The sequence below is a fragment of the Nocardia sp. NPDC052316 genome (assembly GCF_044547795.1).
Taxonomy (GTDB): domain Bacteria; phylum Actinomycetota; class Actinomycetes; order Mycobacteriales; family Mycobacteriaceae; genus Nocardia.
In genome coordinates this window covers 669,167-681,891 of the sequence record NZ_JBIUBB010000007.1, presented here as the reverse complement: position 1 = coordinate 681,891, position 12,725 = coordinate 669,167, and the positions used below count along the sequence as shown (strand labels likewise).

At 65.2% G+C, this 12,725-nt stretch carries 14 protein-coding genes; 10 read left to right on the top strand and 4 right to left on the bottom strand.

Annotation, left to right across the window (positions count from 1 at the left end):
• Nucleotides 1-600: 600 nt before the first annotated feature.
• Entirely contained in the window at nucleotides 601-1,932 is a 1,332-nt protein-coding gene (locus ACIHA7_RS34600) for an alpha/beta fold hydrolase (RefSeq protein ID WP_397295530.1), read from the bottom strand.
• Nucleotides 1,933-3,162: 1,230 nt separating this feature from the next.
• Here ACIHA7_RS34600 and ACIHA7_RS34595 point away from each other — a divergent pair.
• The 5 genes from ACIHA7_RS34595 (at nucleotide 3,163) to ACIHA7_RS34575 (ending at nucleotide 6,132) form a co-directional block, all read left to right on the top strand.
• A complete protein-coding gene (locus ACIHA7_RS34595) occupies nucleotides 3,163-3,732 on the top strand; it encodes an MspA family porin (protein WP_397295529.1) in 570 nt (189 codons plus the stop codon).
• A gap of 96 nt (nucleotides 3,733-3,828) precedes the next feature.
• Complete coding sequence (locus ACIHA7_RS34590; protein WP_397295528.1) at nucleotides 3,829-4,965, top strand: hypothetical protein; 1,137 nt, start codon at nucleotides 3,829-3,831, stop codon at nucleotides 4,963-4,965.
• Between the two features lie 14 nt (nucleotides 4,966-4,979).
• Nucleotides 4,980-5,432, top strand: coding sequence for a hypothetical protein (locus ACIHA7_RS34585; RefSeq protein ID WP_397295527.1), 453 nt, complete (start codon nucleotides 4,980-4,982; stop codon nucleotides 5,430-5,432).
• Between the two features lie 26 nt (nucleotides 5,433-5,458).
• A complete protein-coding gene (locus tag ACIHA7_RS34580; RefSeq protein WP_397295526.1) occupies nucleotides 5,459-5,668 on the top strand; it encodes a hypothetical protein in 210 nt (69 codons plus the stop codon).
• Nucleotides 5,665-6,132 carry a hypothetical protein gene (locus ACIHA7_RS34575; protein WP_397295524.1) on the top strand — a complete coding sequence of 156 codons (468 nt, stop codon included), beginning with the start codon at nucleotides 5,665-5,667 and terminating at the stop codon, nucleotides 6,130-6,132. The genes ACIHA7_RS34580 and ACIHA7_RS34575 overlap by 4 nt, the downstream gene beginning before the upstream one ends.
• A 190-nt stretch (nucleotides 6,133-6,322) precedes the next feature.
• Here the strand turns inward: ACIHA7_RS34575 and ACIHA7_RS34570 are convergent, their stop codons facing one another.
• On the bottom strand, nucleotides 6,323-6,859 hold the full coding sequence (locus tag ACIHA7_RS34570) for an SMI1/KNR4 family protein (protein WP_397295523.1): 537 nt from the start codon (nucleotides 6,857-6,859) through the stop codon (nucleotides 6,323-6,325).
• A 61-nt stretch (nucleotides 6,860-6,920) separates the two neighbouring features.
• Between ACIHA7_RS34570 and ACIHA7_RS34565 the strand changes: the two genes are divergently transcribed.
• From ACIHA7_RS34565 to ACIHA7_RS34550, 4 genes are all read left to right on the top strand, one after another.
• Nucleotides 6,921-7,415: an SMI1/KNR4 family protein gene (locus ACIHA7_RS34565; protein WP_397295521.1), complete on the top strand. Its 495-nt coding sequence runs from the start codon at nucleotides 6,921-6,923 to the stop codon at nucleotides 7,413-7,415.
• 379 nt (nucleotides 7,416-7,794) lie between these two features.
• A complete protein-coding gene (gene murJ, locus ACIHA7_RS34560; protein WP_397295520.1) occupies nucleotides 7,795-9,369 on the top strand; it encodes a murein biosynthesis integral membrane protein MurJ in 1,575 nt (524 codons plus the stop codon).
• An 18-nt stretch (nucleotides 9,370-9,387) separates the two neighbouring features.
• The gene (locus ACIHA7_RS34555; RefSeq protein WP_397295518.1) at nucleotides 9,388-9,513 is read left to right on the top strand and encodes a hypothetical protein; all 126 of its coding nucleotides are present in this window, start codon (nucleotides 9,388-9,390) and stop codon (nucleotides 9,511-9,513) included.
• A gap of 54 nt (nucleotides 9,514-9,567) precedes the next feature.
• Nucleotides 9,568-10,002, top strand: a complete 435-nt coding sequence (locus ACIHA7_RS34550) for a hypothetical protein (protein WP_397295517.1) — start codon at nucleotides 9,568-9,570, stop codon at nucleotides 10,000-10,002.
• Nucleotides 10,003-10,341: 339 nt separating this feature from the next.
• On the opposite strand, the gene ACIHA7_RS34545 is transcribed toward ACIHA7_RS34550, so the two are convergent.
• The gene (locus tag ACIHA7_RS34545) at nucleotides 10,342-11,103 is read right to left on the bottom strand and encodes an SDR family NAD(P)-dependent oxidoreductase (RefSeq protein WP_397295516.1); all 762 of its coding nucleotides are present in this window, start codon (nucleotides 11,101-11,103) and stop codon (nucleotides 10,342-10,344) included.
• 271 nt (nucleotides 11,104-11,374) lie between these two features.
• Here ACIHA7_RS34545 and ACIHA7_RS34540 point away from each other — a divergent pair, with 271 nt between their 5' ends.
• Nucleotides 11,375-11,596 carry a hypothetical protein gene (locus ACIHA7_RS34540; RefSeq protein ID WP_397295515.1) on the top strand — a complete coding sequence of 74 codons (222 nt, stop codon included), beginning with the start codon at nucleotides 11,375-11,377 and terminating at the stop codon, nucleotides 11,594-11,596.
• Between the two features lie 86 nt (nucleotides 11,597-11,682).
• On the opposite strand, the gene ACIHA7_RS34535 is transcribed toward ACIHA7_RS34540, so the two are convergent.
• Nucleotides 11,683-12,528, bottom strand: coding sequence for a class I SAM-dependent methyltransferase (locus tag ACIHA7_RS34535; RefSeq protein ID WP_397295514.1), 846 nt, complete (start codon nucleotides 12,526-12,528; stop codon nucleotides 11,683-11,685).
• Nucleotides 12,529-12,725: the final 197 nt, after the last annotated feature.

Here is a 12,725-nt window from a genome sequence, read left to right as displayed (position 1 = left end):
GCGAGAAAAGTTCCGGGTCCTAACGTCCGTGCCCGCCGCGAGTACAGGACCTTTCGGGCTCGCGGCGGGTTCCGCAGGCCGTTCGGCAGAGCGATTGCCGAGCCTATTTGCCCGACGCTTCCGCTCTGGACCGCCGCACGTAATCGGCAGGAGAGTGCGTTCGGCCTGCCGCGGTTTGGCCGTATCGCTCAGCGCGCCCCGCGGCACTACCGGATGTTCGTTTTCAATGTCCGGTTCGCGGCCCCACCGTATCCCGGCCGACGCCATCAGCCGGGCTGGATGAGGAGGCCCGAAATGTCAGGACCGCGAAACCACCCGCGGCGCAGAAGTGTGTGCTGCGGTGCCTGGCAGCTGGTTTCAGCAGTCGGAGAAGCTGTGGCCGCGTTGCTGGAGGATCCCGTGTCAGCGCCGACATCGGCAGTTGTGGCCGTATACGTGGAGAATTGTTGCCCTGTCCGTCGCTCAGACCGCGTAATGCGTTCTCCAGGTACGCATCTGCCGATCCCACGCGCCGACTCCGACCCGCGGTGGGTCCTGCGGTAGGTCCGCGGCGCGACCTGGATTCCGTGCGTAGCCAGCGCCGTGGGCCACCGGGACGGTTCAGTCGGTGCGTGGGGTGGGGTGGGTGGTTCGCGCTTGGCGGGTGGGGTGGGTGCACAGTGCGCGCAGTCGAGGAAGGCTGTAGTGGTGCCAGGTGTGTTGTAGCGCGGTGGCCAGGAGTGTGCCGGGGATCCAGGCTGGGGTGTCGAAGCGTATGTGATAGTCCAGGTGGGTGGCCGGGCCGGTGGTGGTGAGCTGGATGCGGCCGTGGTGGCGGCGGACGGGGCCGCGGATGGTGCGGTATTCGATCAGCCGGGGCCGGTGGTGGGCGGTGATCTGTTCTTGGATCGGCCACAGGCCGAGGGCGCGCTGGGCGCGGACGCAACCGAGCCCGTCGGGAAAGCCGGGAACGACGCTGTCGCGAACACGCTGCTGGCGCACCGGCCACAGTGCCGCCCACTGCTGGCTGAGCACATCGAACACGGTCTCGATGTCGGCGTTCAGGTCGACGGTGAAGTGCAGGCTGTGGCGACGCGGTGCGGGGTCGGCGGGATCGCTCGGCGCCGCCGTGGTCTGGGTGGGGCTGCGGGTGATCATCCAGTCCCGGATGAAGGGGAACACGTCGCTGCTGGCGCGGGGATGCAGCAGCGGTGATTCGTGGGTGTGATCGATGGCGAAACCGTTTCGCCGCGAAGCCGATTGCACCCGCAGATCCGGTGCACCGCAGGCGCGGGCCAGGCGGCGGCAGCGCTCGGATGGGGCGATGAGGTCGCGCGGGCTGGTCAAGGCCAGTACCGGCACATCGACACCGGCCAGGACACCGCTGATGGCCGAGTTCCGGTGTTCGGCATCGGCCCACGCGATCGCGTCGTCCAGCGCCGCGGCCGGTTCGTTCTCCGGCCCCAGCCGCAGCGTCCGGGCCGGGAACCACTGTCCCCATCGGCGGGAGCCGAGCAGTGCGGTCGCGATCGGGTGCGTCAGCAGCGGGATCTCGACGGCGGCATTGACGAGCACGATCCCGGCCACGCGGTGCAGGTCCAGCGTTTCGGCGGCCGCCCGTGCCACCAGCACGCCACCGAGGGAGTGCCCGACCCAGAACACCGGACCGGTCCCGGTCTCGGCGATGAGCCGCTGCACCGCGGGGAGATCTTGACGCATCGCCTCCTCCCACCCGGCCCGAACCCCCGCCGCCTGGTTCACGCCACCGGCGCCGCGGCGTTCCACGATCCAGACATCGAACCCGGACACGGCCAATGAGGCAGCAAGGCCGCCGCCGCCCGGCCATAGATACAACCGGCGATTGTCGAACGTGCCCGGGACCAGCACAACTGGCTGCCCGCCGCACGGGCCGATCCGGGTCACGCGGAAACGGCCCCCATCGCCAGTGCTCACCACTGCCACCTGCATCCCGCACCCACTCCGGAATGTCCAGTCGCTACGGATCGGCTCGTCGGCAGCGGTCATCAGCACTCCGTCCAAGAAGTTGGTCAATTGTCCAGCTCTGGTGTCGGGTGTTGATGGTGCCAGCGTCACGCCTTCCGCACCATGGCGGTGCCCCACCTCCATGACCAATCACAACCCCGCCACCGCCAGGACCGCATACACCACAGATCAGGCTCGACGGGGAAGCAATCGTTGCCGGCGCCACTTCGTGTTGTGACCGAGACTCCCCGGCATGACCTTTCTTATGGGCGGAGTGTCGACTATTCGGATGGTCAGAGTCTGAACCAGATACGAGACGACTCATCGGCAGAGACGGACCTTTAACTTCAACCCGGCTCGGCCGCCGTCCGACGAGCCAGCCGAACGCACTAAACTCGGCATAGAAAGACGTTCGGCGCCAGAACATCGTCTTCTGCGAATCCGGCTGGGGCGACGGCTTCGATCCGCTACTGGCCACGCGTACTGCCGATGGCCGGAAGACCGCTCTGCACTTGGATTTCGGCGTCGTCTACCGCGACTGAACAAGGTGTTCGCCGCACCCCTCACCTGAAGCTCGAGCGATGCCGTTGCGCCCAGGGGATTGCTCCGGTACCGAATGCGCCGGGCAACCCGACCAAGAGCGCGAGCATCAATACGCCACCGATACCGCGCGGGTGGCACCTCGCACGCCCGCTGCTTACGGCGGGCGGCAGCGGAGGCAAGCAGCACCAAGAGATCGACCGCGGCGTCCCCGGGAGGAGAATAACCGCCGTTGGCGGCCGAACTTCTGGGCGTCTCCCGGCATGTCATCGTCAAGTTGTGGTCTTCGAGGTGTGCGTAGGGGGCATCCGAGAGAGACGACGGCGCAGCGCCGCTCGTCGTGTCAGGTAACGGTCTGGGCATGACGCACGCCACAAACCGGTTGTTGAATCTTCGATCCCCCCGCGCTTGCAGGGTTGGTCGAGTGTCCAGCTGGTGAACGGATGGTCACGAGGGACTTAGATCGCAAACGATGAGTTGCTAGATATTTGCTACTGGGTTTTCCTTACGTCTTAGGAGAACTGCAGAGGTGTAGCTCCTCGTCGAAGTTCGACTCCCGATTAAGGACAAATTCTCATGAGCAGGGTTGTGTTTCGGCGCGGTGGAATCGCCATAGTGGCGTGTGCGAGTGCGATAACAGCAGGATTGCTGGGGTCGGCGATGGCGTCGGCGGACGCGGTGAGCGATAAGTCGCGTGTCGTCGATACCGATGACGGATGGAGTCTGCGGGTCACCAAGGCCGCGGAAACTTTGGACCGCTACCCGAACCTGGCGGCGACGATGTTCACCCGAGAAGGGTTCGTCTCGTTGAAGGCGATCGCCGAGGTCGGCGGTAAAGGGACTCAACCCGTGACAGCGGCGATGGTCAGCTTCGGCTACCAGATCGGTTGTCAGATAGACGTATCCAACGGCTTGACCACCAGTTTGGGCATGTCGATCGGACCCAACGCTTCATTGAACATCTCCTATCCGCCCAGTGTCAGCCTCGGCGTGAATGCCTCTGTGTCGCCGAATATTTCGACGACCCTCAAGCCCGGCTCGATCGCGACGGTCGAGTTCGGCAAGAAGGCCTTGGCATCCGGGCGCGCGTCGATCGCCATGGATCAGGTCGAGGTCAAGGTCGACGCCTGCATGGGCCCGGTCTCATTGCGCTCCTTCGCCACCGCGACTATGTCGACCCCCACCGCGGACAACACCACCACCGCCTACGGCGACCCCATTTGGCTCTAACCCGGCTCCGGGCTCCTCAGGAAGGTCAGCATCGACATGAACACAGCTCAGCGGCACCGGTGGCATCCGGGGACGTGGGGAAGAGCCGGAATCTGCGTGGTCACCACGTCAGCGGTGTTGATCGGCGGCGTTGGGGTCGTCGCCGTCGATCCGCTCACACCGCGCGCCGAGGCCGGGCCCAATATTCCGTGTGAGCAGTGGCAGCAGATGCACCCCGGCTGGCCCTGCGTCGACGTGCCCGACCCACCGACCCCACCACCAGGACCACCGACCACACCCTCACCGCTGCCCACCCCTGCGATACCCGGTCAACCGCAGGGCGGCACGGGTGGAGGCAGCCAGGCCGGGGCACTCACCCCTCCTCCGTTGGCACCCGGAAACGGCACGCCCATCGTGCCGGTGCCGGGAGATCTGCCGCCGATGCCGCCGGCCGGGTCATCGGCACCACCACCGGATCGGACTCCGCTCACGGTGGAACCTTCGGTGCCCGGCCTCGATATCGAGACCCCCTCACCGGCGCGCGTCCCGGCAGCGGCTCCCAGCGCGAAGGAATCCGAGTCGGCCTTCGACTATTTTGAATTGGCATTGCGCCAGGCCGCCGCACGTGACGGCCTGCAACCGGTCGGGCTGTTCGACGACTGCGACTGGAGATGCATGCTGCGCAACGGCACTCAGGTGATGAAATGTGTCGGCGCCGCCGGAGTGCTGCTGATACCGCTGCTGCGGTTCGCTCGGATCACCAAGATTCTGGAAGAGGTCGCCGCGCGGTTGCCCCGACTGGCGCAGCGCATCGCCTCGATCCTGGAAGATCTGGAAAAGGGCAAGGACCGCAGCCCGGAGAAAGTGTGGAAACTCCTCAAGGAACTGGCCAAGGACCCGAGCTTCTGGGATGTGTTCTGGTCGATCACAGGTTTGGGGCTCGCGCTGAGCATGTGCCTGCCGCTGTTCGGCATCGACCTCGGCCCCGGCAACTCCGGTGGTTCCGGAGGCGGCAGCGGCAACAACGGGGGCAACTCCGGAGGCAGCGGCAACAACGGTGGCGGCACCAACGGGCAGGGCGGTGAGAACGGAACTCCGCCGCCAACGCAGGCCCAACCCACTCAACCGCCGATGACACCGCAGGCGCCACCGACACCGGAACCGATACAGACCCCGCAGAACCCACCGCCGCCCGCACCCGCCCCGCCGCCCAGTGGCGGCCGATGCACCCCGTGGCCCGCGTGCGCGGCCTGAGAAGGAGACTTCCAATGGCGCTACCAACAGATTCGAAGCGACGGTTGCCGGTCGCGGCGGGAATCTCCTGCGCGGTGGCCGTGGGAATGGTGACCGTTCTCGGTGTCGGCGCGGTGCGCCAGAACCCGGAGGAAACATCCGCTGTCGCAACACCAGCGGATCAGCTGCAGCAGGCCGTCGTGGCGATGTACGGCGCTATCGCCGACGGCGACTACGCTTCGGCCTACAGTTACCGATCCGACACGTGCAAAACAGCCCTGACCTCGGACGCATTCACCAACGCAATCACCGAGATCTACACCGGCCGCAACCTCTCCACGGGCCGACCCAGCTACTCGGCACAGCTCAACGGCGCCTCGGCCACGGTCGTGTTCGAGTACAACGACATCGACAACGATCCCGACGCCGAAACCGGGCGGACCTGGACCCTGACATCCCAGGGCTGGCGATTCGACAACTGCCGATGAACACACCAACCAGTGGAAGCGACGCCATGAGCAAGTTCTTTGCCATTCCGCAAGCCGATACCTACTTCGTCGTGATGACCACCCTCGTCACCGTCCTGGGCATCTTTCCCCTGATCGACGTATTCCGCGGTACCGCATCGCCCCTCGATTGGATCCTGGCGATCCTGGTGACCATCAACTGGATCGTCGCCGCGATCGCACTGACCAGGCGGTACCGCCACAGGAGCAACCAATGACAACCCCGACCAGCAACCGAACCCGTGGCACGACCGTCCTGCTGGGGTTCCTCACTCTGGCTGCCGCCCTCGTCGCCGGAGTTCTCATCGGACGGTCAACCCATGAACGCTCCGAAACACCCGCCGACCAGAACAGCGTCGCCGAGGCGGTACGTACCGTCGTCGATGCCGCGAACACCGGCGACACCTCCACCCTGTCCCGACGAACCTGCGGCGACGTCGGGATGCGTGTCAACGAAGGCAATCGCCAGATCCTCGCCAACCAGGACACCGACACATCAACCCTGCACATCGGTGTCGGCGACTTCCACTACATCACCGTTGACGGCAACACCGCCACGGCCTACGCCCGCGTCCAGGGCAAACTCGGCACCGCCGAGGGAACCCCGCAGGTCGCCTTCTTCGCGCTCGTCCGAGATGACAATGACTGGAAGCTGTGCACCGCAACAATCTCCCAGCCTTAATCGCCCGTCAACCGCCATTGTCGGCGCGCAAGTTCGATGTCGCGGCGCATCGGCGCGGCTCAGCGCAAGGTTCGGAACCGGCGCCCGACTGAATGAATTGATGCTTCTCCTCGGCGGTCGGGTTCATCCTCTTACCTGCGCGGTCAGGTTGCGCCGACACCAACACGCGCTCATCGGATTCCGCACACCATCAGAAGCACTCGAAGAAGTGTTGCGTTGACCGCCTGAGCCCGCAGGCAGTAGCGGGCGTTGAGAACGGTCCCCTGCCGACGGGTTGTGAGGGTGGATCAGGGGTGTTGCCGCATGATTTCCCTCCAGTGGCCGGCAGCCCTTCGAAGATCGTTGACCATGGTGCCTGTGATCCGTTGAATATCACTGTGTCGGTGACCATCTCGCGGGTGCCCAGCAGAGATTGGTGACCGTCCCAGCGCGGCCAGCCGTCGGCATGGCCGAGAAACTCTCGGTACTCGGGGTCGAGGTGAAGTCCTAGCCGCTGTTCGGCGGCATTGACCGCGCTGTCGTCGGCTCCAGGGTAGGGAATGGTCGCGTCCACGTAGTCCGATTGCTGTTTCGCGAACCGATTAATCGCAGCCATCTCGGCCAGCATCCGAGTCCAGTCGATGTTGCGTGGTGACACGGTTTCTCCCTGCTCTAACGGACACACCCGGGCGAGGCTCGCGAAGCAAGCGCCGCGAGCCTCGCTGCCTGGGCATTCGATGCTGGTCACGCCGCACGGGAGCGATGTGACAGCGCGTTCGACAACACTGCGACTCCGGTAAGGCCCACACGTGATCGAGCTATCTGGTCTGTTCGGCCGTGATGCCCAGCCCTTCGAAACCTCTCCCGACGACGACTTGGTCAGGTCGATCGAGAGCGAACTGGGCCGCCGACTTCCCCGGGCCTATATCGAGTTGGCCCGAGCACACAACGGTGGCTATCTCACACGATCGGTTCATCGTGCCGACACCCCAACAACCTGGGCCGCCGACCGCATTGCGGTCACGTCTATAGCTGCCATCGGCCGCACCGCAGCCTTCAGCTTGGGCGGTGAGATGGGGAGCCGGTTCTGGCTCGAGGAGTGGGGATACCCCGATATCGGGATCCACTTCGCGGATTGCCCCTCGGCCGGCCATGACATGCTCGCGCTGGACTACCGCGGGGGCGAGGAGCCCACCATCGTTCATGTGGATCAGGAAGCCGGGTATCGAATCACCACTCTCGCACCGGATTTCGCGACGTTCCTCAACGGTCTCCTACACGAAGCAGACTTCGACAACTCCTGATTCGCGTGGCTGATCAGTGGCAGGGTGCAAGCCTCACTCATGCCTCGAAACCTCAATCCAGAAACCGGACGTGAACGCTCGCAGCAGATCCCGTGGTTCGGTTCGCGCGTTCGACCGCCGCCTCCGATCACGGCCAGCAGGGGGTGCGGGTCGCGGCATCGACATGGGCCGCCGACGTCGGACGCTGACAAGCAGCCAATCGGGCCGCAGTCTCGAGACGTAGCCTGGTCGCGGCGATCTCGACTCTGCGATAGGTGGTGCATTGAACGACTACGGCAGCTTCCCGACCCAACCCTTACCGATCCAAGGCCCCACAGTCCGGCTGGCCACGCCATCGGCGAACAGGAAACTTGTTCGCCGAGGCAGCGATGCGACGAACGTGAGCCTGGCGCGGGCGGGCAGAGCGGTAGCCCTGGCCGGAATCGTCAGCAGGGTCAGCGGATTCGCGCGTACGCTCGTGGTGGCCGCTGTATTAGGAACCGCCGCAGTCGGTGATGCCTACAACGGCGTCAACAACCTGCCGAACATGGTCTACGAGTTGCTGCTGGGAAGCGTTCTCGCCAGCGCTGTCGTGCCGCTGCTGACCCGCGCACGCCGCCACGGCCGCAAACGCTCACGCGAGTTCACCCAACGGGTCATGCTCGCCTCGATCCTCGCGCTCGCGACCATCACCGCGCTCACCGTGCTGTGCGCGCCACTGATCGTTCGAGCCTTCGTCACGGACTCCGAACAACGACACCTCGCGACCTGGTGGGCATATTTGCTTTTGCCGCAGATCTTCTTCTACGGCGTGACCGTTGTGGTGAGCGCGGTGCTCAACGTGCGCGACAGTTTTGCCACCGCGGCGTGGGCGCCGGTGGTCAACAACGCGATCGTGCTGGCCACGTGCGCGGTGTTCGCTTTGCTTCCGGGGCCGGTCACCCTGACGCCGTCATCGATGACCACAGCGCAAGTCCTCACGATCGGGATCGGAACCACCGCCGGTATCGCCGGACAAGCGGCATGGGTGATCCTCGCGCTGCGTCGTGAGCGCTTCCGGTGGAGCTGGCAGGTGCGGCCCTTGCCCTACACCTGGCGCCCGGTCCGAGCCGGGATCCCAATGCTGGGCTGGCTGCTCGCCTACGCCGCCATCAGCCAGATCGGGGTAGCGATCACCATGCGCGTGGCCTTCGACCACGATGGGGTCTCCATCTACAGCTACGCCGAACTGCTGTTCCAGGTCCCCTATGGCATCCTCGCCGCCTCAGTGCTCACCGTTCTGATGCCACGCATCTCCCGCGCGGCCGCACACCACGACCACAGCGCGGTCATCGCCGACCTCACCCGCGGTGCCCGCTATCTGTCCACCGCGCTGATCCCGATCACGATCGCGATGAGCCTGCTCGGTCCCGCGTTCACCACACTTGTCTTCACCGGCCGGGTCGCTCCCGATGCCGCCCAGCTCATCGGCATCGCGGTCGCGTGCTCGGCATTCGGACTGGCGCCGTTCGCTCTGGTGATGCTGCAAATGCGGGTGTTCTACGCCTACAACGACACTCGCACCCCCACAGCGATCAACCTCGTGATGGTGACCACCAAAGTCACGGCCATCGTGTTCGCCGCAACCCTTTTCGATGGCACCGCTGTCGTGGTGATGCTCGGCGTCGCGAGCTCGCTGGCCTACGTGGCCGGAGCGGTGGCCGGTCATCTGCTGCTGCGCCGTCGCCATGGACTCCTCGGATTCTCGGTCGCCGCCGCCGCCGCAACTCGGGTCGGGACCGCCTCCTGCATCGCCGGAGCGGCCACGTTGACGGCCGTGGCACTGACACAGGCCACGATCGGCACCGTCATGCTGCGGCAAATGACGACCCTCACCATAGGCACCGTGCTCGGAATTGTCGTATTCCTGTTCGCCGCCAAGGCAATAGGTATCCCCGAACTCCGCACCGCGCGGACGATGCTGAAACGCACTTGACCACGGCAGCCTGGACTGGTGGCACTCCTCGATCCGCCGTACTCACTGGCCAGCCCGGCGTCACCGACCACCGATACCCGGCACTATCAGGAGTTCTGCGCCGCAGCCGATCTCACCGCACGGAACGCTCGCACCGCGGCATGAGAGTGCACTGCACGACCGGGCGGCGCAACCATCGGACTTGTAGGCTCTCCAGCTGTGAGCACACAAGGGGCGGGATCGGTTGCCGCAGATGGCCGGAAGAAGCGTTGGGCACAGTTCAGAGGGGTCGCCGCCGTTGTCGTCATCGGCCTGTACATCGTTGCCCTGACCAGGTTGGCTGTCAGTAAGGACTGGGGCGACCTGACAGCAACTCATCTGCTCGGCCTAACCGGTGTCGTTGCCGGCCTGCTTTGCTTGATTTCAGTGGGGCAGGAAATGGGCGTGGCAGTTGGTCCGCGGAAACGACGGTCGAAGCGTAGAAGAGTTGTCGCGCTGCTCGTGGCGGCCTTGGCCCCTGCAGGCATCATCACGTCGATGATCCGCACGGGCACGGTTTTTACCGACCCCGTGGGACAGCTGTTGATGCAAACGGCCGCGATTGGCACACTGCTGATCTTCATTACCGATAAGCCCTCGCGAGATCGGTTGTAGCCCGCTCGTCACCTTCATCCGAACGCCCCGAAATCGGCAGATCAGTGCGTTCGGCTGGCTGAAATACCCTAGGCCCGTTGATCTTCGGGACCGCCGCGTGGCCGCTTCAGGCCGCGCGCCACGCAACAATATCGCTCACTCGCCTTGGCTGATGTCAGCTCGGGCCGCCAACGTCGTTCCGGACACGCGGTGGCTCGGTTCAAGCGGTGTCATCGCGCAAACGTCGAATTCGGCGACGTGCAGATCATTCATGCCGTAAGGATGAAAAGCCACCGCGTCGGGTCAATTTGGCTGAGCGGGACCGGCTGGGCCGACAATCGCGGCGTGGCCGTTCGGCGGCTACCACGGAACCGGGCCGTCCTCGCTGAAGAATCCTCCGGTCGGGCCGTCCGCGCCGAGGGTCGCCATCCGCACCAGAATCGCGGCTCCTTGCTCCACGGTGAGAAATCCGGTGTGGTTGTTGCTGTCGGTGTCCACGTAACCGGGAGCCACGGCGTTGACCAGGATGCCGTCCTTGCGTAGTTCGTTGGCGTAGTTGACGGTGAGCGAAAGCAGAGCAGATTTCGACGGCGAGTACGCGGCCGAAGGCAACAGCGCGGCGAAGGGACCATCGGGGTCGCTGAACAGAGTCAGTGACGCGGCGTGGCTCGCGACATTGACGATGCGCGGTGCGGGTGACCGGCGCAGCAGTCCCAGCATGGCGTTGGTCACCGCGATCACGCCGAAGACGTTGGTTTCGAAGACCTTTCGAACCATGTCCAGCTCGACGGTGCTGGGGATCTGGTCGACGGCGTCGCTGGGGTCGACCTGTCCGGAACCGCTGATACCCGCGTTGTTGATCAGCACATCCAACCGCCCGAAGTGCTCCTCGATCCACTGCGCCGATGCCTGGACCGTGGCCGTGTCGGTGACGTCCAGAGTGAGCGTGTGCGCTGCGCCGCCCGCAGCGCGGATCGCCGCCGCGGCCGGTTCGCCGCGCTGCGGATCTCTGGCACCGACCAGTACCGTCATTCCCAGCGCGGCGAGCTGCTCGGCTGCTGCCCGGCCGATCCCCTTGTTGGCCCCGGTAACCAAGGCGATCGCGTGCTGGTTAGTAGTCATGATGTCGTCCTCACTTGCGTTGTGTGCTGGAACGAACACAAGATGTCGGCCGGTCGAGGTCTGTGACAGCGTCGTTGCGTGACATGGCTCACGCCGGGATCGCTCGAACGACCGCGCCCACAACGCATTCAGTTCGGTGGACCCTCCCATCCGGAATATAAGTGCCCTACAACACCCATCAGCCGCGATCAAACGCTCACCACAGCAACCACGCTCGTCGCCGCGGGCTAACTAGAGATCAGCCCGCCCGCGCCTCGATGAGGTGCTGACAATGATCGCCGACCTCGTCGTTCAGCACGCACCGGAGTTCCTCGACGCCGAGCACGACCCCGATCAGCTACGCCGCGCCGCGATGTTCATCACCGGCGGGGTGAATCAGCTCATCGAAGGCTGGCTCGATGGCGTCGTCACCATGACCACAGCCGAGCTGGCCGCCGAGTGCACGCGCATGTGCCTGAGCGTCATATACGGTTCCGGCCCGCTCGCCGGCTGAACGACTCGAGCGAACCGCAGGGAACGTCGGCGATGTTCTGCTGGCCCTCGCAGCGGGTGAAAGTTGCCCGGACGTGGCCTGCTCGCTCAGGTGACCTGCGCGGCTACCAGGGTCTCGAAGGTATAGGGTCGCAGGCCATCGGTACGGCCGGCGAAGTATCGCTGCTGGAGGTCTGCACGCGTGGGATGGTCCACCACCTTCAGTCCGCACCGGCTGATCAGCCCCTCGATCTCCGATACCGGCCAGCCAGGCTGCAGCGGCTCGCCGACCGAAGCCGCGATCGGGGTGTAGATACGGGCGAATTCCGTCCCCACGTCGTCGAGCGCACAGTCCTCGGCTCGGTAGGAGAACACCACCTCAGACCCGGGAGCGGCCGCCGCGATCGTGCGCAACCCCGACTCGATCGCCTGTGCCGTCAGATAGGGGGCGACGCCCGTCCAGCAGAACATCGCCGGCTGCGCCCAGTCGAACCCGGCCGAGCCCAGAGCATCCTGAACCGGTCCGGCCTCGAAATCAGTCGGCACGAATACGTGGGAGTCGCTGAGCGGCAGGCCGAGCTCGCTGATCCGCTCGAGCTTCCATGCCTGGGAGGCAGGGTGATCAACCTCGAAGACCGTCAGCGAGCCGAGCAGATCCGGTCGCCGCCACGCGAACGAGTCGAGCCCCGCGCCGAGAATCACGTACTGCGGGAAGGCGCCAGCGGCCAGCCGGTCCTCGGCGTACCGGCTGCGGGTACAGACAGCCGCGCGGGATTCGCGACGCACCCGGTCGGGGAACAGCGGATCGAATCGGTCTCGCAGTTGCTGCCATACCGGGCCGACAAGCACCAGGGCCAGCACATCGTCCAGTACCCACGGCGACGCTGTCTCCAGGCGAAGCAATCCACGCGACACGGCCGCGAACATCGCCGTCTTGCTCGGCGCGCTTTCCATGCATTCCTCCTCGCAGGCCAGAACCCAGCATGCCGACCACGCTCGCCCACTCCGCGCACTTCACAGGATGCGCCTGATACGCCATGACAGCCATAGCCAGATCGCCTGGCCGCCACGATCTGCTCACCATCGGGATACTTAAACGGCCATGCACGCCAGGCCATGCAAGATCTGTGACAGATCGCGAAACCTGGCCA

What these genes read in the sequence shown, in the direction of transcription:
- ACIHA7_RS34595 (WP_397295529.1), top strand. Translation starts at nt 3,163, where the DNA reads ATGGCGTCGGCGGACGCGGTGAGCGATAAGTCGCGTGTCGTCGATACC.
- ACIHA7_RS34585 (WP_397295527.1), top strand. Translation starts at nt 4,980, where the DNA reads ATGGCGCTACCAACAGATTCGAAGCGACGGTTGCCGGTCGCGGCGGGA.
- ACIHA7_RS34580 (WP_397295526.1), top strand. Translation starts at nt 5,459, where the DNA reads ATGAGCAAGTTCTTTGCCATTCCGCAAGCCGATACCTACTTCGTCGTG.
- ACIHA7_RS34575 (WP_397295524.1), top strand. Translation starts at nt 5,665, where the DNA reads ATGACAACCCCGACCAGCAACCGAACCCGTGGCACGACCGTCCTGCTG.
- ACIHA7_RS34545 (WP_397295516.1), bottom strand. Translation starts at nt 11,103, where the DNA reads ATGACTACTAACCAGCACGCGATCGCCTTGGTTACCGGGGCCAACAAG.
- ACIHA7_RS34540 (WP_397295515.1), top strand. Translation starts at nt 11,375, where the DNA reads ATGATCGCCGACCTCGTCGTTCAGCACGCACCGGAGTTCCTCGACGCC.
- ACIHA7_RS34535 (WP_397295514.1), bottom strand. Translation starts at nt 12,528, where the DNA reads ATGGAAAGCGCGCCGAGCAAGACGGCGATGTTCGCGGCCGTGTCGCGT.